At 53.0% G+C, this 22,624-nt stretch carries 12 protein-coding genes and 2 pseudogenes; 9 read left to right on the top strand and 5 right to left on the bottom strand.

The window, feature by feature from the left end; translation table 11 throughout:
* The first annotated feature begins 52 nt into the window (after nucleotides 1-52).
* Nucleotides 53-1,054, top strand: coding sequence for an NADP-dependent oxidoreductase (locus QQL85_RS03755; protein ID WP_284355239.1), 1,002 nt, complete (start codon nucleotides 53-55; stop codon nucleotides 1,052-1,054).
* A 98-nt stretch (nucleotides 1,055-1,152) separates the two neighbouring features.
* Here QQL85_RS03755 and pyrF read toward each other — a convergent pair whose 3' ends face one another.
* Nucleotides 1,153-1,854: an orotidine-5'-phosphate decarboxylase gene (pyrF, locus tag QQL85_RS03750; protein WP_284355238.1), complete on the bottom strand. Its 702-nt coding sequence runs from the start codon at nucleotides 1,852-1,854 to the stop codon at nucleotides 1,153-1,155.
* 182 nt (nucleotides 1,855-2,036) lie between these two features.
* Between pyrF and QQL85_RS03745 the strand changes: the two genes are divergently transcribed.
* Entirely contained in the window at nucleotides 2,037-2,204 is a 168-nt protein-coding gene (locus QQL85_RS03745) for a DUF2897 family protein (RefSeq protein ID WP_003252762.1), read from the top strand.
* 223 nt (nucleotides 2,205-2,427) lie between these two features.
* On the opposite strand, the gene QQL85_RS03740 is transcribed toward QQL85_RS03745, so the two are convergent.
* A complete protein-coding gene (locus QQL85_RS03740; protein WP_284355237.1) occupies nucleotides 2,428-2,763 on the bottom strand; it encodes a ComEA family DNA-binding protein in 336 nt (111 codons plus the stop codon).
* Between the two features lie 687 nt (nucleotides 2,764-3,450).
* Between QQL85_RS03740 and wecB the strand changes: the two genes are divergently transcribed.
* From wecB to QQL85_RS03705, 7 genes and pseudogenes are all read left to right on the top strand, one after another.
* Complete coding sequence (gene wecB, locus QQL85_RS03735; RefSeq protein ID WP_284355236.1) at nucleotides 3,451-4,593, top strand: non-hydrolyzing UDP-N-acetylglucosamine 2-epimerase; 1,143 nt, start codon at nucleotides 3,451-3,453, stop codon at nucleotides 4,591-4,593.
* Nucleotides 4,590-5,853 (top strand): annotated as a pseudogene (gene wecC, locus QQL85_RS03730) (UDP-N-acetyl-D-mannosamine dehydrogenase). The gene wecB and the pseudogene wecC overlap by 4 nt, the downstream one beginning before the upstream one ends.
* A gap of 13 nt (nucleotides 5,854-5,866) precedes the next feature.
* Nucleotides 5,867-12,793 carry a glycosyltransferase family protein gene (locus QQL85_RS03725; RefSeq protein WP_284355235.1) on the top strand — a complete coding sequence of 2,309 codons (6,927 nt, stop codon included), beginning with the start codon at nucleotides 5,867-5,869 and terminating at the stop codon, nucleotides 12,791-12,793.
* A 31-nt stretch (nucleotides 12,794-12,824) separates the two neighbouring features.
* Nucleotides 12,825-13,265 (top strand): hypothetical protein, encoded by a 441-nt coding sequence (locus QQL85_RS03720; protein ID WP_284355234.1) that lies wholly within the window; start codon nucleotides 12,825-12,827, stop codon nucleotides 13,263-13,265.
* Nucleotides 13,266-13,325: 60 nt separating this feature from the next.
* Nucleotides 13,326-14,555, top strand: coding sequence for a glycosyltransferase (locus tag QQL85_RS03715; RefSeq protein ID WP_284355233.1), 1,230 nt, complete (start codon nucleotides 13,326-13,328; stop codon nucleotides 14,553-14,555).
* A 55-nt stretch (nucleotides 14,556-14,610) separates the two neighbouring features.
* Nucleotides 14,611-15,732 (top strand): glycosyltransferase family 4 protein, encoded by a 1,122-nt coding sequence (locus QQL85_RS03710; RefSeq protein WP_349816496.1) that lies wholly within the window; start codon nucleotides 14,611-14,613, stop codon nucleotides 15,730-15,732.
* 223 nt (nucleotides 15,733-15,955) lie between these two features.
* Nucleotides 15,956-17,602, top strand: coding sequence for a hypothetical protein (locus tag QQL85_RS03705; protein WP_284355232.1), 1,647 nt, complete (start codon nucleotides 15,956-15,958; stop codon nucleotides 17,600-17,602).
* A gap of 295 nt (nucleotides 17,603-17,897) precedes the next feature.
* Here QQL85_RS03705 and QQL85_RS03700 read toward each other — a convergent pair whose 3' ends face one another.
* From QQL85_RS03700 to QQL85_RS03690, 3 genes and pseudogenes are all read right to left on the bottom strand, one after another.
* A complete protein-coding gene (locus QQL85_RS03700; RefSeq protein ID WP_284355231.1) occupies nucleotides 17,898-18,980 on the bottom strand; it encodes a DUF6270 domain-containing protein in 1,083 nt (360 codons plus the stop codon).
* Between the two features lie 482 nt (nucleotides 18,981-19,462).
* Nucleotides 19,463-19,621 (bottom strand): annotated as a pseudogene (locus QQL85_RS03695) (transposase); the annotation flags it as partial.
* Between the two features lie 65 nt (nucleotides 19,622-19,686).
* A complete protein-coding gene (locus tag QQL85_RS03690; protein WP_284355230.1) occupies nucleotides 19,687-21,828 on the bottom strand; it encodes a heparinase II/III domain-containing protein in 2,142 nt (713 codons plus the stop codon).
* Nucleotides 21,829-22,624: the final 796 nt, after the last annotated feature.

Here is a 22,624-nt window from a genome sequence, read left to right as displayed (position 1 = left end):
CAACAAGGTAGATTGAACGCCTGATTCCCTCCACTGCCCACAAGGACCCGCCATGACCCAGACCAACCGCCGCTTCCTGCTCGCCAAACGCCCGGTCGGCGCCGTGCGCCGTGAAGACTTCAGCTTCGAGAGCGTGCCCGCCGAACAACCCGGCGAAGGCCAGGTACTGGTGCGCAACCTGTACCTGTCACTGGACCCGGCCATGCGTGGCTGGATGAACGAAGGCAAGTCTTACATCCCGCCCGTGGCCCTAGGCCAGGTGATGCGTGCGCTGGGCGTGGGCGAGGTAGTTGCTTCCAACCATCCCGCTTTCCAGCCAGGCGACCACGTTAGCGGCGCACTTGGCGTACAGGACTACTTCACTGGCGAGCCCCAGGGCCTGCACAAGATCGACCCCCACCTGGCGCCCCTACCCCGCTACCTTTCGGCACTGGGCATGACCGGTATGACCGCCTACTTCGCCTTGCTGGACGTCGGCCAGCCCAAGGCCGGTGACACCGTGGTCATCTCCGGCGCAGCCGGTGCGGTGGGCAGCATTGTCGGGCAAATTGCCAAGCTCAAAGGCTGCCGCGTGGTCGGTATTGCCGGCGGCGCCGAGAAATGCCAGTACCTGAAGGACGAACTGGGCTTCGACGGGGTGATCGACTACAAGGCCGAAGACGTGCTGGCCGGCCTGAAGCGAGAATGCCCCAAAGGCGTGGACGTGTATTTCGACAACGTGGGTGGCGACATCCTCGATGCCGTGCTGACGCGCATCAACTTCAAGGCGCGTATCGTGATTTGCGGTGCGATCAGCCAGTACAACAACAAGGAAGCGGTGAAAGGCCCAGCCAACTACCTGTCGCTACTGGTGAACCGTGCGCGCATGGAAGGTTTTGTAGTGATGGATTACAGCAAGGACTACGGCAAGGCCGCGCTGGAAATTGCCGGGTGGCTGGCGAGTGGCCAGGTGAAGAGCAAGGAGGATGTGGTGGACGGGCTGGAGACGTTTCCCGAGACGCTGTTGAAGCTGTTCAGTGGGGAGAACTTTGGCAAGCTGGTGTTGAAAGTTTAACCCTTGGCAAGCCTGCTGGCCCCATGTGGGAGAGTGAGACGGTACCCATGAAAAAGGCCAGCACGCTCGTGCTGGCCCTTTTCATTAACGCAGGCTATTTACCCACGAATCTCCGCCACCACCGCCGCCAGCGCTTGTGCCGGGTCTGCCGCCTGGCTGATCGGCCGGCCGATCACCAGGTAATCCGAACCCGCATCCAGTGCCTGGCGCGGGGTGAGGATACGGCGCTGGTCATCCTGCGCACTGCCCGCCGGGCGAATACCCGGGGTTACCAGTTGCAACGACGGGTGCGCGGCCTTCAGCGCCGGGGCTTCCAGCGCCGAACACACCAAACCGTCCATGCCCGCCTTCTGCGCCAATGCCGCCAGGCGCAGCACCTGCTCTTGCGGGTCGATATCCAGGCCGATACCGGCCAGGTCTTCACGCTCCATGCTGGTCAGCACGGTCACGCCAATCAGCAACGGCTGCGGGCCGCTGCGCTTGGTCAGTTCTTCACGGCAGGCGGCCATCATGCGCAGGCCACCAGAGCAATGCACGTTGACCATCCACACGCCCATCTCGGCAGCCGCTTTAACCGCCATGGCCGTGGTGTTGGGAATGTCGTGGAACTTGAGGTCCAGGAACACTTCAAAGCCCTTGTCGCACAGGGTTTCGACAATGCCCGAGGCGCTGCTGGTGAACAGCTCCTTGCCAACCTTTACCCGGCACAGCGCAGGGTCAAGCTGGTCAGCCAGCTTCAGGGCGGCCTCACGGGTAGGGAAATCCAGGGCGACGATCAGGGGCGTCTGGCAGGCGGACATGAGCAGGGTCTCTTGGCAAGTCGAAAACGGCGCGCATTGTAAACGAAGTCACGCAGGCTTTGGGGCCCGCGGGTCACTGAATTGGCCCGACAGCGGCTGACTCCTATAATTGAACCAACGGAACGGGCTACGGCTCAAATTTCGTACAAACACTGCTCCCCACCCGCTTAAGGAGAATGACAATGCCCTGGTATGCCTGGCTGATCCTCATCATAGCCCTTGGCTCCATCGTCGGCGGGCTAATGATGCTGCGCGACACAGCAAAAAAACTGCCACTGACCGAAGAGCAACTGCGCAAGGTGCATGAGCGCAATGCCGAAGCGGATGCCAAGGATGCGCAGGACCGCTAAATGTCCAAGCAACGGGTTTAAAACCCAAGATTACGGGCAACTTTTTGACGCCCGCAAAAATAATGGCTAAGCCATTGTTTTATTGAATTTTTATGACCGTAAGCCTTACCCCGTCAAAACATAAAGCCGCCCCCACATAAACCACCCATTCAACAATGAACGCGGTCCCTGCAGGAGCGGCCCTGTACCGCGATGGGCTGCAAAGCAGCCCTTGCTACCCCGCTTACTCCACCATCACCTTATCCCGGTTGCGCTCCAGCAACGCGTTCCCGATCCCCTTTATCTCCAGCAGCTCATCCACCGAAGCGAACGGCCCATTGGCCTCGCGGTAGGCCACGATGGCCTCGGCCTTGGCCTTCCCGATGCCGCTCAGCTCCTTCTGCAAGGTCAGCGCATCGGCCTTGTTCAGGTCCAGCCGTGTCGCCTCCTGGGCCTTCACTTGCGCCACGACCGGCACCGGCTCGGGCGACGTCGTGGCGCTGGCTGGGGCCGCGCTAAGGGAGAACGACAGGCTGGCGAACAGCGGCAGCAGCAGGTACGACAGAACGTTGTTACGCATGAGTGAACACTCCTTGGGTTGGTCATTTCCAGCAGCCGTTTTCCTTCGGCTGCGCAATCAACCCTAGCGGTTCTGCCATTTTGCAAACAGGTACTTGGCCTGGTTAATCGTTACCGAATCAAACATTAAAAAAACCAACTTCGACCACCCAAAAATGATGGCGTTCAGCCATATTTCGAGTTAACTTCATGAAAAAAAAGCGATAGCAAATCGCCGCTAGGTAAATTCCCGTTTAACCTGGCTTTCATTCAGACCAAACGCTGTTGTTTTTCCTACAAGCCTTGCTGGACAAGGCCCCCGCCCGTTCGTCGCATACGATAGTGATATTGACTTCGTTGGCATGATGTCTGTATAGCATCAAACAATCGTTTTATCCGATATATATAACTGCGATAGGATCCAATCATTCGATGTTTAAGGTCAAATTCGCTAGAACAGGGGAAAAAAACGTGCCAGACGGGATGCCATACTGATGACAAAATGATAAATTCGCGGCCATAGGACAGCCGCTTCGCTTGAAGGATCCGAGCAGAATGAATTTTTTTTCACCTCCCCCCACTGGCCCTGCCCGATTTCGGTCGTGCTGCGCCAGTCAGGCCAACCCCCGGCCGACTTGAGCAACAACCGAGATCCTCACCCGTAGTCCCTGTCTCAACCGCCTTTACTCACATACAGAAGACCGTCGCCGTGTCCCTCAAGACCCTCATCGTATTTGGCACCCGCCCAGAAGCCATCAAAATGGCACCACTGGCCCTCAACCTTGCCCAGGACGACCGTTTCGAGTCGCGCGTCTGCGTAACCGGCCAGCACCGCCAGATGCTTGACCAGGTACTGGAACTGTTCGAGATCACGCCCGACTACGACTTGAACATCATGAAGCCAGGCCAGGACCTGACCGACGTGACCACTGCCATCCTGCAGGGCCTGAAACCTGTGCTGGCCGAGTTCAAGCCCGACGTGGTGCTGGTGCACGGCGACACCGCAACAACCCTGGCCACCAGCCTGGCCGCCTACTACCAGCAGATTCCGATCGCCCATGTGGAAGCAGGCCTGCGTACCGGCAACCTGTATTCGCCGTGGCCGGAAGAAGGCAACCGCCGCCTGACCGGCGCCCTGGCCGCCCTGCACTTCGCGCCAACCTCCACCTCGCAGGACAACCTGCTGCGTGAAGGCACTGACGCCGCGACCATCTACACCACCGGCAACACGGTGATCGATGCGCTGCTGGAAGTCGTCCGCAAGCTGGAAAGCCCAGCCCTGAAAAACCATTTCGAAGCCCAGTTCGGCTTCCTGAACCCTGAACGCCGCATGGTGCTGGTCACTGGCCACCGCCGCGAAAACTTTGGTGACGGCTTCGAGCGCATCTGCCAGGCGCTGGTACACACCGCACGTCAATTCCCTGACGTGGATATCGTCTACCCGGTGCACCTCAATCCGAACGTGCGCGAACCGGTGAACCGCCTGCTGGCCGACGTCAACAACATCCACCTGATCGAGCCGCTGGACTACCTGCCGTTCGTCTACCTGATGACCCGCTCGTACCTGATCCTCACCGATTCCGGCGGCATCCAGGAAGAAGCCCCAGCCTTGGGCAAACCAGTGCTGGTCATGCGTGACACCACCGAGCGCCCGGAAGCCGTGGCCGCTGGCACCGTCAAGCTGGTGGGCACCGACGTGGAATCGATCACCGAAAACCTGGCAAAACTGCTCACCGACGATGCGACCTACCGCGAGATGAGCGTCGCCCACAACCCCTACGGCGATGGAAAAGCGTGCGCGCGAATCCTCGACGCACTTTCCGCATTCTCTAACTCCAAGGACGCAGCATGAGCTTCAACAAGATTTCCGTCGTAGGCCTGGGCTATATCCGGCCTGCCAACCGCCGCCGTTTTCGCAGCACGCAAAAAGCACGTGATCGGTATCGATGTGAACCAGCACGCGGTCGACACCATCAACCGCGGTGAAATCCACATCGTCGAGCCTGAGCTGGACATGGTGGTACACGCCGCCGTAACCGAAGGCTACCTGCGCGCCTCCACCGTGCCAGAAGCTGCCGACGCCTTCCTGATCGCCGTGCCGACCCCGTTCATGGATGACCACCAGCCGGACCTGAGCTACATCGAGTCCGCCAGCAAGGCCATTGCGCCCGTGTTGAAAAAGGGCGACCTGGTCATCCTGGAGTCCACCTCTCCGGTCGGCGCCACCGAGCAGATGGCCTTCTGGCTGGCACAAGCCCGCCCGGACCTGAGCTTCCCGCAAACCCACGGCGAAGCCTCCGACATCCGCGTTGCCCACTGCCCTGAGCGCGTACTGCCAGGCCATGTGCTGCGCGAACTGGTGGAAAACGACCGCATCATCGGCGGCATGACCAAGAAGTGCTCGGAAGCGGCTGTACGCCTGTACCGCACCTTCGTTGAAGGCGAGTGCATCGTCACCAACGCCCGCACTGCCGAAATGTGCAAGCTGACCGAAAACAGCTTCCGTGACGTGAACATTGCCTTCGCCAACGAGCTGTCGATCATCTGCGACAAGCTGGACATCGACGTGTGGGAGCTGATTCGCCTGGCCAACCACCACCCGCGCGTAAACATTCTGCAGCCAGGCCCAGGTGTTGGCGGCCACTGCATTGCGGTAGACCCATGGTTCATCGTCAGCCAGACCCCAGAGCAGGCTCGCCTGATCCGCACTGCCCGTGTGGTCAACGACAGCAAACCTGAGTGGGTGATCGACAAGGTCAAGATGGCCCTGGCCAACTTCCTGATCAAGAACCCGGGCAAGTCGGCCCAGGAAGTGAAAGTCGCCTGCTACGGCCTGGCCTTCAAGGCCGACATCGACGATCTGCGCGAAAGCCCGGCCCTGAGCATTGCCGAGCGCCTGGGCAACGAGCTGGAAGCCACCCTGCAACTGGTCGAGCCGAACATCGAAGCCCTGCCGCAGCGCCTGGCGCGCCACGAGCATGTGGACTTCGACTTTGCCCAGGACAGCGCCGACATCCATGTGCTGCTGGTGAAGCACCGCGAATTCCGCGGCACCTTCAACGTACGCGAAGCAGCCTTTGTGATCGACGCCGCTGGCGTTACCCAGGCCTGATGGACCCAACCGCATGAACAACCCCACGCTTGAGAAACCTACCGTGAACACAGAGCTGCCTTCACCTTTGGCCGATATTCATGACCGCGTGATGGAAGCCTATTACGGCAAGCTGGGGGATCAGTTCATGCGGGAAACGCAGTCCCGCATCCACTGGATCTGCGCCCAGGTCAAAGGGCGCCGGATCCTGGATGTCGGCTGCTCGCAGGGCATCGTGCCCCTGCTGCTGGCACGTGAGGGTTGCCAGGTCACCGGCGTGGACACCAGCCCGCAGGCCATCGAAGAGGCCAAGGGTTACCTGTCTACGGAACCTGCCCACATCCAGCAAAACGTCACGTATATCAATTCAGACTTCCTCGCGCTGGATACGCTCGAGGTTGAACCGGACACCGTTGTCATCAGCGAAGTGCTCGAACACCTGGTACGCCCGGAGCTGTTCGTCGAAAAAGCCTACGACCTGCTCAAGCAGGGTGGCCGGCTGGTGATCACTGTACCGTTCGGGGTCAATGACTTCATTGACCACAAGCACACGTTCTACCTGATGGAGCCGTTCCGGCTGCTGGCCGAGTACTTGCAAATCATCGAAGTGAAGATGCTTGGCAAGTGGCTGGGCATTGTGGCCGTCAAGAACGAAGCGCATAAGCCGGGGACCATCGACTCGCTCACGGTTGATCGAGTACGCGAGCTTGAAAAGGCGTTTGAGTCTATTGAGCGCACCTTGCGGGAGAATCTGGGGTCGATAGGCGCCCGGCTGGCAGATGCGAACAAGAAGTACCGCAGCGCCAACGAGCAGATTGCCCAACTGAAGCCTGAAGCGCAGAAAGCCGAAGCGCTCGCCAAGCAACTGCAAACGCGTGACGCAGACATTACGACGTTACAGCAGGCTAACCGCGAGATTCTCGACGCCAAGGCAAAGCGGGTGCAAGAACTTGAGGAAATCAAGGAGCGCCTGGACGACGCCAACAGAAAGTATCGCCTGGCTACTGAGCAGCTCTCCCTGCTGAAGCCTGAGGCCCAGAAGGCCGAGTCCCTGACTCGCCAGCTTCAAGATCGCGACGCGCATATCGTCTCTATCGAGAAAGCGAACCGGGAAGCACTCGAAGCCAGCGCCCGTAGCATTCAAGAGCTGGATGCAGAGCTGGACTCGCTTAAATCCCAACTGGGTGAGGCTAATGAAAAATGCCTCGCGACAGCAGAGCAGTATGCCCAGCTGCAGCAGCAGATCGCAGTGCTTGAAGAAGCTCAGGGGCAACGGGATCAGGAACTGGACACGCTACAGCAGTCACTGCTTTCTCTAGAGGAACAATTGCTGGCTACTGACCAGCAACGCGCGGTTGCAGAAGAGCTGGCCGCCAACGAGACGGCAAAGATTGCAGCATTGCAGGCTCAGCACGAGGCGCTGGAAAGCCAGCTTCTGCAAATGACTGAGCTTCAAGCCCAAGGGCAAGCGGACAACACGGCACTGAACGAAACCGTGTCAGGACTGCAGGAGCAGCGTAACGAGCTGGAAAACCAGCTTGAAGTGCTATCTGAACAGCTCGTCCAGGCTCAGCAGCTCAACGATGGTCATGTAGAAACCATCACGATGCTCCGAGCGCAGCAGGCTGCCTTGCAAGCCAAACTGGATAATCAGCGGCAAGCTGCAGTTGAACTGCAGTCGCAAGCTGAGCAGACCAATGCAGGCCATGTAGACACCATCACTGCTCTGCGTGCTCAGCAGGCCGCGCTGCAGGCTGCCCTGGAAAATCAGCGGCAAGCTGCTGTCGAACTGCAGTCGCAAGCTGAGCAGACCAACGCAGGTCATGTAGATACCATCACTGCATTGCGCGCTCAGCAGACCGCGCTGCAAGCTGCACTGGAAAATCAGCAGCAGGCTGCAGTTGAACTGCAGTCGCAAGCTGAGCAGACCAACGCAGGTCATCTAGATACCATCACTGCACTGCGCGCTCAGCAGACCGCGCTGCAGGCTGCACTGGAAAACCAACAGCAGGCTGCAGTTGAACTGCAGTCGCACGCTGAGCAGACCAATGCAGGCCATGTAGATACCATCACTGCACTGCGCGCTCAGCAGACCGCGCTACAGGCTGCACTGGAAAACCAACAGCAGGCTGCAGTTGAACTGCAGTCGCACGCTGAGCAGACCAATGCAGACCATTTAGACACCATCACTGGTCTGCACGCTCAGCAGACCGCGCTGCAGGCTGCACTAGAAGACCAGCAGCAGGCTTTAGCCAATGCCCAGGCCAAAGCAGATGAGGCGAATGCAGCGTATGAAGGCACTATTGCGGCCCTGCAGGCCCAACAAGTAGAGCTGCAAGCCGAATTAGAACGTCGGGCTGAACTGCAGACTCAAACAGAACAGACGAATACCGGCCATGTAGAAACAATCACTACCCTGCGCGCCCACCAAACAGCTTTGGAAGCTGAACTGGAAGGCCAAGCACAGGCAATGCTTGAACTACGCGAACACGCCGAGCTCGTCGATGCATCCCGTCTCGAAACCATTTCTTCACTGCAATCCCGTGTCGACGAACTGGATGCGCTGATAGGCACCGCCGTCGAGTCAAGAGACAAGACGCTTCAAGCCAACACCGATTACGTCAATACCATTGAAAGCTTGCGCGAACTCCAAACGGCGATGGAGACCGCGCTAGAGAATCAGAAACAGGCATTGAGCATCCTGCAAACCGAGAGCAGCCAGGATATTGCCGAGAAAGACGAATGCATCGCCACGCTACGCAAGCGCCAAGCGGAACTGGAAGCCGAACTTGAAAGCGAGTTGGAGTATATGAACGAATTGCAGGCCCAAACCCAGCGGGCCGACGCTGCACAGGCCGAAACCATTGCCCTGTTGAAAGCACGTCAAGCTGAACTGGAAGCCGATCTGGGTGATCAGCGCCAAGCGATGAAACAGGCTTATGCAGCCCAGGCGGAAACAGTAACTGCTCTGCAAAACCGCCAGACTGAACTGGAAAGTCAGTTGCTGGAAATGAGCGAAGCGCAAGCACGCGGCGAGCGTGAGCATGCTGCCCAGGCGAACACCATCAATACACTGGTGGAACTGCGCAATGGCCTTGAAGAGCAAGTGCATGCACTGACCCACGCCAACGCGCAGGCGCAAGAAGCGCAGGCTGAACAAGCAGAAATGATCGCCTCGCTGAATCAGGCCAAGGACACACTGGTCGAGCAGCTGACGCTCGAAACCGCCAGCCGTGAGGCAACAGAAGCGAGCCTGGCAGCCACCAATGAGCAGTGGCAAGGCCTGCGCATGCAACTGGAGAACGAGCTCAACTCCTCGAAAGCAGGCCTGGGTGCGGCTAACATGAAGTACCGCGCTGTCAGCACTGAGCAGATCCCTCAACTGAAGGCGAATCTCAATCAGTTGCTTGAGCGTAGTGCCGCGCAGCAGCGCAAGATCGACGAGCTCAATGCCAACCTGGAGCGAGCCAATACGCAGCGCCATCTGGCAGAGCAGCGTCTGGTCAAGACGCGCACCAGCATGACCTACCAGTTGGGCTATCAGATCAAGAACAGCGCCAGCTCGCTGGGCGGGCTGGTCAAGCTGCCCGCACGCCTGCTGCGCCTGTACCGCAAGGCCAACCAGCAACGCCAGCAGAATGAACAGAAGCGCATCGCCAACGAGCCGATGAAGGCGCTGCTGCCTCCAGCACCAGCCATTCAGGATGAGAACTACCTGAAGTTGCCTGAAGCCCTGCCGACCAGCGAGCAGAGCCGCTCTATCCTGCTGCGCCAAGCCGACCAACCCGCAAGCCGCCTGAAAGTGGCATGTGTAATGGACGAGTTCACCTTCGGCTCCTACCGCTACGAATGTGACCTGATGCAACTCACACCTGCCAACTGGAAAGCAGAACTGGAAGGTTTCCGTCCTGAGCTGCTGTTCATCGAATCCGCCTGGCGTGGCAAGGATGAACTGTGGGGCAGCAAAGTTGGCCACAACAGCCAGGAACTGCAGGACATCCTGAACTGGTGCCGTCAGAACAAGGTACCGACCGTATTCTGGAACAAGGAAGACCCGGTTCACTTCGAAACCTTCCTGACCACCGCCAAGCAGTTCGACCATGTGTTCACCACCGACATCGACTGCATTCACCGCTATAAAGGTGCGCTCGGCCACGACCGCGTCTACTTGCTGCCATTCGCTTGCCAGCCAGCGCTGCACAACCCGATCGAGCTGTACGAGCGCAAAGACGCGTTCTGTTTCGCCGGCGCCTACTACGCCCGCTACCCAGAGCGTACCCGCGACTTGGGCAACTTCGTATGCGAGCTGCCGAAGTTCCGCCCACTGGAAATCTTCGACCGCAACTTCGGCAAGAACGACGCCAACTATCAGTTCCCCGAGGAATATCAGCCGTACATCGTCGGCACCCTGCCCTTCGAAAAAATCGACACGGCTTACAAAGGCTACCGCTACGCGATCAACCTGAACTCGATCAAGCAGTCGCAATCGATGTTCGCGCGTCGGGTGTTCGAGCTGCTGGGCTGCAACACCATCACCGTCAGCAACTTCTCGCGCGGTGTACGCCTGCTGTTCGGTGACTTGGTAGTCACCACCGACAACGGCGAAGAAATGCTGCGCCGCCTGCAGCTGCTGGCCGAAGACCCGCTCAACAGTGACAAGCTGAAGCTCGCTGCCCTGCGTAAGGTGATGCAAGAGCACACTTATACCCAGCGCCTGGAATATGTGCTAAGCAAGGTTACTGGCACCGTTAAGGCTCAGCGCCTGCCGGAAATCGTGGTCGTTGCCGAAGCACAGGATCGTCAGCAGTTCGACATGCTGCGCGCCCACCTGAACCGCCAGACCTACAGCCAGGTACGCATGGTCATCATCACCGATGCTTACCAAAGCAGCATCGTGAGCGACGACCCACGCATTCTGGTGCTCAAGCCTGCCCAGTTGAAGAAAACCAGCCTTGGCGAGTTGGTCGGTAATACACCTTGGGTTGCCGGCTTTGTACCAGGAGACTACTACGGCCCTAACTACCTGCTGGACCTGGCGCTTGCTACCCGCTACAGCCAGGCGCAGGTTGTTGGTAAAGCCGCTCACTTCACCTGCAATGGGCAAAATGCACAATTGCAATCGAATGGGTTGGCGTACCGCCCGGCTCAATCGCTGAGCGCGCGCCGCTCGCTGGTGGCGACCGAGATCGTTGCCGGCCAGCCACTGCGCAGCTGGTTGAAGAGCCTGCCTTCACTGCAATACACCCACGAGCAGGGCTTGGCGATCGACCCGTTCAACTACTGCGAGAACGGGGCAGCACAGCACGCGGTTATCAGCGCCAAGGTGGACGACCTGGAGCTTAACCTTGGCATGACCATCGACCAGCTTCAGGCTCGCGCACAGGCCATTGCCCCCTTGGAGGACAGCCACGACTCTCCGGAAATCACCGGCCGTGAGTTGGCTGAGATGTTCGGTGCCAAGCACAGCAAGTTCCTTAACCTGTCGGTCGATGTAGATAACTGGCGCGTGAGCTCCACGCTGGCAGACGGCAAGCATGAATATGTGTACGCCCTCAAGGAAGTCAGCCTGGACCAACTGAATCTCGAGGACCGCCAGCTCAAGCTGTACCTCGACTGCACGCCTGGCCTGAACCTGCAATTGGTGGTGCTGTTCCTCGATGCTGAAAAGCAGCGGATCAGCCATGTGATGCAGCATGCCAACCGCAACCAAACCTCCGAGGTACCGCCGGAAGCCGCCTTCGTGCGCTTTGGCCTGCGTGCCTACGCGGCTGGCAGTAGCGAAATCAAGGCACTGGTGCTTGGCCACCGCGACCTGCAACCTTCGGAGATGCTGGGCCGCTCGAAACACCTGGTCGTTACCAACCACTACCCGGCTTACGCGGACCTGTATCGCAACGGCTTTGTACATAGCCGAGTGATGGCTTATCAGGAACAGAACCTGAATGTGGACATCTTCCGCCTGCGCAAGAACGAGGCTGTCAGCTATCACGAGTTCCAGAACGTAGACGTGGTAACCGGTTGCCAGGCTACCCTGACCAAGATGCTCGAAAGTGGTCAGTACAAGAGCGTACTGGTGCACTTCCTGGACCCGGAAATGTGGGAGGTGCTCAAGCGCTTCACGCACATGGTCAAAGTAGTGGTTTGGGTACACGGTGCAGAAGTACAGCCTTGGTGGCGTCGCGAGTACAACTACTCGGACGAGAGCCAGTTGGCAGTGGCGAAAGTCGAAAGCGAGAAACGCATGGCGTTCTGGCGCGAGACGCTGAGCAACATGCCAGCCAATCTGAAGCTGGTCTTCGTATCCCGCTACTTCGCCGAAGAAGTGATGGAGGATGTGGGCTTCCGGATTCCGGAGGAGAGCTACGAGATCATCCACAACCCTATTGATACCGACATTTTCGATTACAAGAAAAAGCCTGAGAACCAACGCTTCAAGGTGCTTTCCATCCGCCCTTATGCCTCAGCAAAATATGCAAATGACTTGAGCGTCGCTGCAATCAAGCTGCTTTCGAAAGAGCCATTCTTTGAAAAAATGGAGTTCCGAATGATTGGCGATGGCGCCCTTTTCGAGGAAACCCTGGAGCCACTAAAAGGCTTCTCAAACGTCAAAATCGAGCGTGGCTTCTTGAAGCACAACCAAATCGCGGCATTGCACAAAGAGTATGGGATGTTCCTGTGCCCCACTCGCATGGATGCCCAAGGTGTTTCTCGCGACGAAGCGATGTCATCCGGGCTCATTGCAGTGACCAACGGTGTTACAGCCATTCCGGAATTTGTAAGCAACGACTGCGGCGTTCTTGCAGGCGCAGACGATGCACAAGGGATGGCCGATGGCATTAAGAGAGTTGTCGACTCTCCGGAGTTGTTCAACAAGATGTCCGCTGCCGCTCATCACCGCGTCATGAGCCAAACAGCGAAGAAAAATATTATCGACAAAGAATTGGCACTGATCGCCCAATAAAACCCACCCCTCACTTTTAATGACGAATAACATGACCATGAAAACCAACATCAAAACCGCAGCAGCACTTCTTATGTCCCTGGCTCTTTTCGGCTGCGGAGCTGAGAAAGAACAAAAAGCAGCCCAAGCGCCTTCCTCGCAAAGCGCTCAAAGCAACGCTATCGTTCTTCAGACCGGTGAAAAGCTGAATACCAATGGCGAGGTGCTCAAAGAGTACGAGAAAGAAACCTCGAACGGTAAGATGAAGCACTATGAAGTCAACGCCAACACGCTTGCCAAAGTGGCTGAGAACGCCATCTACAGTCAATTGAAGAGCCAAGGCTTCCAGCGCACCGTAATGGAAGATAGCCCAACCCAGTTCAAAGTTCACTACAAGAAATCCGGCTACGCCACCATTGGTGCAATTTACACAGAATCCAGCGTCAACAACGTCAACACGACAAAAATGAAAATCTACTGGACCGAGAGCTGAGTCTTACCAGAATAACGCCCTGAATACCCTAGCGGGCATAATCGAACAGCAGGTAAAGCAGTGAAAAAAGTTGCAATGATTGTGTGGAATGAATTCGTCAATGACGCACGAGTATTAAAAGAAGCACAAACACTTGCTAACTCAGATTATGCCGTTAGGGTCTTCGCACTGCATACGCCAGGGAAAACTGCGAAAACAGAGACCCTACAAAAGAACCTGGATGTATGCCGGGTAGAAAGGTCGCCTTTGTGGCGCTGGAGGAAATCGAAACAACTCGATTCCAAAACACCATCGTCTTCAACTGGAAAAGCCTCTAATAATGCCCACCTCTCAGCTTTCAGGGTGATCAGTCGCGCCTGGACTCATTTGATGCTGCTTCTCAACATCATACGTTTTCGGCCGACTGTCGTTCATTCCCACGATGTAAACACCCTGCCTACTGCCTGGCTGGCCTCGATCATCAGCCAAGCCAAACTCATTTATGATGCACACGAAATAAGCACGAGCAGAGAAGGCTACGGAAAACTCTCAAGGCTCGTTGCGCACGTTGAAAAACTATTGATTCCTCGCGCTTCCGCGGTCATTACGACAACTGAAACCCGAGCCAAATACCTTGCTCGACTTTATAAAATAGCGAGACCAGCAGTACTTCAAAACCGCCCCAGATATGTGGCCAGCCAGAAAAGCCGCTTACTTCATCAAGCGCTAGGCATACCAGAAGCGTGCCCAGTGGTCCTTTACCAAGGCGGACTTCAAAGCGGCAGAGGCTTGGAAAAATTAGTGCGTTGCACTTCACGCCTAAAAAACGCTCACGTCGTACTTATTGGCGGGGGACGTTTAACACAGCCTCTTATCGACTTGCGTGACAGTCTTGGTTTACAGGACCGTGTTCATTTCATTCCAACGGTAGCACTGTCCGAACTTCCAAAATACACTGCAGCGGCCGACATCGCTGTGCAGCCAATAGAAAACACTTGTTTCAATCATTTCAGCACTGATTCCAACAAACTGTTTGAGTACATCATCGCAGGTGTGCCATCAGTAGCCACTAACTTCCCTGAAATCCGGAAGATAGTAAATCAATATGGCATTGGACTGTTGGCTACCGAAGGCAACGAAGACGACCTCGTGAACTGCCTTAACAGGCTCATCGAGGATCCTGAGTTACGCGCAAAGCTGGCCGAAAACTCAATGATTGCTGCAAAGGACCTCTGCTGGGAAAGTCAGGAAAACCTATTGGCAGAAATGTACAAAAAAGCCACCTCTAACGGCAAATTTGAAGCGGCCTGAACGTGAACATCCTGATACTGAGTTTTTACTATCCTCCTGATCTTTCTGCTGGTTCATTCAGGACGAAAGCATTAGTCAATTCACTTTTGCAAAATTCTCAGAAAAAATCACGATAACCGTACTGACGACACAACCGAGCAGATACGATAATTATGCCCCGAGTGCTTCCTCTATAGAAAGCCGCGAGGGGCTAACGATCAAACGAATTCCAGTTTTTTCGCGTGGTGGTGGAATCCTTGGCCAGGCCCATCTATTCGCCCAATATGCGCGAGGTGTACTGAAAGCGGTCAAATCGAATGAGTATGATCTTATCTTTGCTACCTCCTCACGCATGATGACCGCTACCTTAGGTGCCTGGGTAGCCAAACGTGTCAATGCACCGCTTTATTTAGATTTTCGAGACCTACTGACTGATATATTGCCAGATATGCTACCTTATCCAATCGGAGCGCCCACAGCATGGTTCTTCCGCCACATTGAGCGTTGGACAGTGAAGCAATCACACTCAGTCAACTTAGCCTCTCCAGGGTTCGTCAACTACTTTAAATCACAGTACCCGAACAAACCATTTACTGTTTACACAAACGGCGTTGATGACCTATTCATTGAGAACCCAGCCGCAATGGAAGAGCGCACCTCACGCCAGATCCGTATTTTATACGCAGGCAACATAGGCGCGGGACAAGGTCTGCATCATATTTTGCCAAAATTGGCAAATAGACTTTCCAACAAAGCAAAATTTATCGTAGTCGGCAGTGGCAGTGCAATGAAGCAACTGAAAACTGCTCTGCTTCAGCACAACGTTACAAATGTAGACCTCATTGAACCCATGAAACGAACTGACTTGCTGTCATACTACAACACGGCAGACGTTTTGTTTTTGCACCTCAATGATCTTCCCTCGCTGAAGAATGTAATACCTTCAAAATTGTTTGAGTACGCCGCCACCGAGAAACCTATTCTTGGAGGGCTTAGCGGCTACTCTGCGAAGTTTGCAACTGACAACATCAAAAACATGAGCATTTTCCCCCCTTGCGATATAGAGTCAGCAATTACGGCACTCGAAAGCTTGAATATTGAAAAAACTGATCGGCGCGATTTTGTAAAAAAATATTCGCGAAAGTGCATTGTGGCAAGTATGGCGACTGAACTTCTAAACCACACACAAAACACTTAATATTTTTTCTTATCAGGCACCGCACTGAGAAGGGGAGCTTCAATTGGTGACAAGAGATCTCAAGAGTGAATTTTTTGAGCCATTCAAATCGACGTATATATTCTGCGCCAAAACACCGGTCATTTGTTAAACAATCCTTATGAAAGCACACCTTAATACAGAGCTAAGCCAATGCTTGCGCTGGTCTTATTCCTTAGGAAAAAAATTCCTGAGGAAAGCGCCCTTGCATACCGTATCAGTGCAGTTCATCTACATACTTAGCCAATTACTTTTGCTTTTAGCCTTCTTTCTTCCTTTAAAAGCAATTATCGTCCTCAGCTCTGGCGGCATCCCGAGTTACTTCCCTGAATTCCTGAAAGCTTACGCTCAGGACACCGTGGTAATCTGGTTGAGTTTAAGCTCCCTGGTGGCATTTGCAGCACACCTGACACTTGAATTAGCTGCCACCAAAATTACTGCACGGGGCGCACGCCTACTTATAATCAGAACAAAGAAAATTGTTCTTTTCGACAACCAAGACTCCATCGCAATCAACGCATATTCAAAATTCACGCGCGGACTTTCAGAATTACTGTTCTTTTTAATATCAGTCGCAATTTTATGCGCAATTTACCCGCTAATTTTCTCCTTGATCGCCACAAGCATCACTGTCTTTTATATATTGACCTGCTTGGCATACAGCACCTCATCGAGAGTACGAGCCGCGCTAACAATTCACCACCAGGTAGTGCTCAACTCAATATCCGGATTTATTTTTTTAGTTGTATTTTTCGGAATAATCGGGGATTTTCTTTACTTATCCCCACCGTCAGCTTTCATGGCGATAATATCACTACTACTTATCAGGCAAGCCCTGCAGCGACTCGTGGGCTTTTCTAGCAAACTGATTTTATTGAGATCGCAACATTCGCGAGTCAGTGCACTATTCTTCCACAACCAGCCACTATTACTGGAAACCGCTCAAAAAAGTGATGAAATTCACTCTCTCTTCTCACCAGAGCAGCGCGAGCGCTGGATTCCGCAGGTCTTATCCCCTCTTTTCAAAACTGCATTCACTGTCGAAGGCGTTAAAAACTTTCAGTTAGGCCAACCTGACATATATTGCTATGAAGTCAACTGCAGCTCCGAGAGCACACTAAAAACTTACATTATCAAACTTTTTGATGAGAGCCGAACTTACCCTGCCACTCAAGAGAGCGCACTAATCGCTCAATTCAAAGATTTGCCCTGTCCACCTCTTAGAGAGACTGGGAAATTACAGAATGTGACTTATCATATCTTTGAGTGGTCTAAAGAATGCAAGATGACCGGCAGGGAGTATAATCAAGGCGCCTTGACGCTTCTCGGGGACTTGATGAAGCTGACGCCACCCAAGTCTCTTCTCAATAAATACGAGCGTTCCAAAAGCTATTTAGAGTCTCGCCTAAACATCGAGATGCTGGAAAGCCTAAAACTCTATGCCGTGACCGCAGACGACCAGAAAAACATAGAACAACTGGCAGACAGCCTTGGCAGTATAAAACTACACCTCAGCAAACTTCCGAGGCAGCTTATTGCTCTTGACCTCAGCACTGATTCTTTGCTCAAGAAGGAGACTGGAGAGCTATCAGTTCTCCATTGGGGAAACTGGCTTCTAGAGCCCGCAGGTACATATTGGCCTCTTACCGCCCACTCGAAACTTATTGAGTATACCCGAGAAGCTCAAGGTACCAGAACTGACGCACAGAGCCTAAGCAGTGACGGCACCATACTTGCTTCTTATATGTTCTCTTTTGAAAGACATATCAATCGACGCGATTACCAGGCGGCGCTGAACCTCATTCCGGATGTGTTAAAACATGCACAAAACCTCGACGAGCAAAAAATATAGCTCGTCGCCACATAGCCGGACGCACTACACAACATCCTCTTTTGCTTGAGCGGTTTCCTGAGCAAATGAGGATGTGGCCACCGATTACTTATTGACCTTTTCGTCATTACCAACGTCGCAACAGAGGCAGCGCCACAACACGTCTACTTGACTGTACGTCCGAAATAAATTAATTACGACTAAAAATCCTTTAGGCGTACGCCAGTGCAAAACATCGGGCACACTGCTGAGATGATTTGGTACTGATCACTATCAAGAGCAATAACTACATGCTGTGAACAACCTGCAGCACCTTTCAAGAAGAAGACGCCAACGTTATATTCTCTTTAGAACATAACTTTTCATCAAACTCATCCTTATAAAATGCGGCAACTTCCAACTTCCCAGGATGATCAGGGATAGCAAAGCGAGCATTCGGTGACTTTTCATACCATCGCGCGGCATGACGAACGCCATCAACCAAGAGATAAAATGCAAAATCACCGCCCTCACACGCCTGATCATTCATACTCAAAGAGCAGTGCGCATAGATTTCATCATCAACAATGTGTGCAGCCACATTAAGCTCGACCCCAGAACAAACCGGAGGAGGCTTTATCGGCGCACGTTCCACACCGGGGGATAGCACAGCCCTATTTTTCTCAGATTTCTTTACAATCTGAGCCAGTGCTTCACGGTAATACATTTCGCAATAATGAAATGGCGACACACCCCAACGATGGAATTCATCCGCTGTCAAAAGGGCCTTATCAAAATTCAAAAACTGACTGCTATCAAGCACCCTTTCCATGGCACCATACATCCACTCAAGATCTTCGTTAGCCTTATCGATTTCCCCACGACCCACAGGGAAAACAGACTGAGTATCAAACTCAAAGCTCGATGCCCAATACACCTTATTGACCAGCACAGCGTCAAGCTTGTTAAGGCTCTTCAACAAACCGAGAAACCTATGCATTCCTTGCAGCCACAGCTCACGGCGTTCGAAACTGCCTTGTGGTATAACCTTATACCCTGCAACCCCCTCCTCAGCTAACAAGCCGCTTTCAGCAAGCTCATTTGAATGAGTAATCATTTCACCTGTAGGCAATGCTACGAGATCAAATCGCTCATCAATCAAATCGATAAGAATCAAGTCTGCAGACGCTAGCTTATCAACCGCAGCTAGCAAGTCTTTGGAGAAATCATTGGCGACCATCCTTCGCCGGAAAGCTGACTGGATACGCTCTAGTGCCTCTGTATTGCTGTAAGGTGCGCTACACAAGGAAGCCATCGAAGATCTAGCGAAATAATCTGAAATCTTGAAACTGGAGCTTTCTTCCAGATTAAAAATATCTCTCGAAACACAGCTACCATAAATTAATAAATTCTTGACCACTACTAACGACCTTATAGGATTTATACTTGACAACTAAATAACCTAGCCAAATCGCAACATCAACAACCTACCAAACCGCAGAGTTCTGCTCATCAACTACACAAAGACTGACTGGAGCACAAGCATACGGTTGATTATAGCACCAAGCCCCCCCCTCCCTGACAGCTTTGAGTTCCACTGAGAGCCAGACCCCATAGTGGTGTGGCATACCATGAACATCTTGCGTTTGGTATGAGAGCGACTGCCGCAGACAGCGCAGCAGCTGCGCAACCGGACCAGCGAGGCTTAGGTGTTCAGTTCCAGAGAGTCATGATGCATCCTTGACACCTCACGAGGAGGATGCATTTTGGAAGGACGTATCCATGGCTCAGCCCGAACGACACCGCGAATCCGAGCCGAGCTCCAAACGTCGAAAGACGTCGAATCGAAAGCTCAGCACTACCGCCAGGTACAGCCATCCTGCTCGGCTTGCTGGTCATCGTCTGCTGCTCTTGGGGGTTGCTGTAGAGCTTGATCCAGGCGTAGAGGTTGTGAGCGGACATACCTAGGCGCTGGGCAACATCGGCGACAGGATTCCCTTTCTCGGTCACTTGCTTGATCGCTTCGATCTTGAATTCTTTGGGGAAACGCTCACGACTCATGACACCTCCTATTTGGGCCTCATTATGAGACCTGGAGGTGTCTACGAAACCAGAGGCTATTCACCTTACATGCGATCAGTTGAAAGGCGCTCGAATGCATGCCGAGAAAGCTGGCTCATTGTTGCTCCCTCCGACAACTTCAAGGCGACAGTGAAACTAGCGACAGGTTCGGTGGAAATAAATTCTAGACAAGCATTTTCACGAGTCTCTCCAAACTTAATGGAATGCCACCCACGGATGTCGGGCTCGGTCTGACCGAAGATTAGTCGACCACCGACGGAGTTGAGCGAAAACAAACGTCCACTGATGCCGCCTCCGTGGAGAGTGAAAGTTTCCGGGCCGCATTGACTGATCATGACATCAGGTCCAAAAAGAAATCTTTGGACTTTGGCCTCCGAAAGCCTCCAAGAGGATAACGTTGTATCTATTTTAATAATGTCGTTTATCCAAATTTCATCGGGCCAACAGACTATTATGTTTCTAGCCGCTAAAACAGTGCCATCCTGCGTGGCGTAGTGGCACTTCAGCTCAAAGCCTGAATCAGTCTCGCAAAAATGATCAATCGCCCCCAGAACCCGGCCGAAGGTCTTGATAATTTCTCTTCGACGAAGGTGATCGAAAGCTAATGGATATACACCTGTGTGTCCAGTCGCTGACTCAACATACCTACCAAAACCAGCCTCTCTATCGTAAGAGTAAGAGCCCGCATCAATTAGAACATCTACACCTTTATACCTTAACGTAATGCTGGCGTCGTCCATCTGTTTATGGACTTCTGCCCTAGACCCGCACTGCAAGGAAAGATAGAAATCATCGTTCTTAACAACTGCAAATCCAGAGTCTGGGAAAAAAATTGACTGGTTGATAGATGATTTTTTCAAAAAAAATACAGGAGAATCCCCTATGGGGGGAACACTGCCGTCTTGGCGCACGCAATGGCGCAACGCAATTTCGGCGCGATTTGTGATATTTCTTAAATTTGAAAACTCAGGTGATATCAATTCCTCTGCATCAAGTAAACTGCAAAAGATCTGATAAAGCTGGAGATTGTAATTATGGTAACCTATGGTGTTTTCATTACATAATCCGTCTTTACAAAAAGCTTTCGCTGCAAGCTTTAAGGTTCTTGACGCGGCGATGTCATAATATTTTTTCCTTAAGTCACTGGACAAAGAGAAGCAATGACTTGCAGCGGCAAGTGCTATGTTGCACATGAGCCCGTGATTATTTTCATGGAAGTTATCATCAGAAGAGAGCCACTCCAAACATCGGTAAAGTTCACAAAAAACTTGAAAACGCATGTCTTCGCATTCTATCCCAGCGCCATGCGTGACTTGCAGGTATTTAATAAGCACCTTAACGCGGGTGGCTGCCGAGTGATCGCCAGACGGAATCGATTCAACATACACCCTATTTTCTGGCACAGTTACAAACCGCAAGAAACTTTCAATGCTTTGAGTTGCCATCGAAAGAAAAACTGGCTTACTACTCACTTCAAAAGTTGACAACAAGCAGCCTGCGAAGTTAAGGGATAGCAGCCACATGACATTGGAATTATTGCTATTCTTAAATTTTCGCCTCCAATCGATCCGCGTCAACTCTCCGAGTTCAATTTTTTCGCAATATTTAGCCAGAGCGAAGCGTAGAAAACCGCTTTCGTTGAAGTTTTGATTGACTATAGGATCAAAATCTTGCGGAATTCTAATGAAAGACTGAGAAAATGAAGCGCTAAACTCAGCTGTTAAATCTTGTAGATTTTTCCGTGGAATCTCATTGTGATTGGATTCATATAAATCCATGAGAACCCGATTAGACTTTTCAACCTCGACGATCTCTTTTTCGACTCTCAAAAAGCCTACAACTTGATAATCGCCTGTAAAATTTTCGACGTCAAAGTCAAATGATGGACTTGGTGAATACCAGGAAGTATGAATCCTCTCATCATTCCTCAAAATATAGTATGCAAACTGGGCATTCTCTAAGCCTTCATTTAGCAGAATTAAGCATTTTATCTTCCCGTCAATGAACTCTGCTTGCACCTTTTTGATTCTCTTCATTTTCCTTCCTGGATGACTTTGAGTTTCTGTGTGATCCATTTTATAGAAAAAATGATCACACAACGCAATGCAGCTTGCGTTCTGATCGTGTAGTGCGTGGCCGTTTGCTGCTGCCGGGCGAAGAGAAATGACTGGAGTGGGGCGGCGCACCTAGGGATTCTCCGATCAAGTCATTACAGGTCGCCTGACCTGTGCTGAAAATGCCCCCCATTCAACCAGCCCCGTACAAGCCTTACCCATGAGTCAGATGAGCTTTTCCGATTTCGAGTACGCCGGTGAGCGCAAGCAGACCCGCGGTAAGCGTTTCCTGGCCAAGATGGAACAGGTATGGCCGACGCAACGATTGTGCCGTCGGGACGTTGGTTATTCCGGGTTCAGGGAAACTTATTCGGCGTTTCCCTAGCGAAACCAGGGCGCCGTCAGCGGCGCCTCAAGTTTGTCCCAATATCCAAAATCGGTTACCGGGCCCGCGGGCAAGCGCTTTCAACATCTGCACGCGGGTTTCATCGCAATGAATGATGCGACCGCACAGCAGACTCTCACACATCAAATTCAGCAGCAGCTGAAAGCATTGCGAGAAGATGAGATCGACTTATCGTGCAAAGTACACTGACGAATTAAATGAAGACAACGGATTGAACCGCACCCAAAACCAATAGCTCACTCAACACAGAGACAAATACACATTTAGCACAATGAAAATGCGACTTCGATTACTACGCCTTACCAGAAGCACAAATGACGATACCCCAATTCAACGTCAACATCCTTACTTAACAGTTAGACTATTGGAACCACTCTCTCCTCTTTATTTAACCATAAATTTCCTTGAGCAACCCTCACACCACAAAGCCGCTATCAATGTGACAGACTTCACACATTTTACCTGCGCTAACGCCCCGCTGACGATAATTGTGGGCAGCATCGCGCGAACCGACAATTTTCA

The organism is Pseudomonas putida (assembly GCF_030159595.1).
Taxonomy (GTDB): domain Bacteria; phylum Pseudomonadota; class Gammaproteobacteria; order Pseudomonadales; family Pseudomonadaceae; genus Aquipseudomonas; species Aquipseudomonas putida_AC.
Note: the sequence above shows the minus strand (reverse complement) of the source record. Positions and strands in the feature narration are given on the sequence as shown.

Excerpts from the sequence above, each read along its gene's own strand:
- QQL85_RS03725 (WP_284355235.1), top strand. The coding sequence starts at position 5,867 with ATGAACAACCCCACGCTTGAGAAACCTACCGTGAACACAGAGCTGCCT.
- QQL85_RS03745 (WP_003252762.1), top strand. The coding sequence starts at position 2,037 with ATGCCCTGGTATGCCTGGCTGATCCTCATCATAGCCCTTGGCTCCATC.
- QQL85_RS03740 (WP_284355237.1), bottom strand. The coding sequence starts at position 2,763 with ATGCGTAACAACGTTCTGTCGTACCTGCTGCTGCCGCTGTTCGCCAGC.
- QQL85_RS03720 (WP_284355234.1), top strand. The coding sequence starts at position 12,825 with ATGACCATGAAAACCAACATCAAAACCGCAGCAGCACTTCTTATGTCC.
- QQL85_RS03755 (WP_284355239.1), top strand. The coding sequence starts at position 53 with ATGACCCAGACCAACCGCCGCTTCCTGCTCGCCAAACGCCCGGTCGGC.
- pyrF (WP_284355238.1), bottom strand. The coding sequence starts at position 1,854 with ATGTCCGCCTGCCAGACGCCCCTGATCGTCGCCCTGGATTTCCCTACC.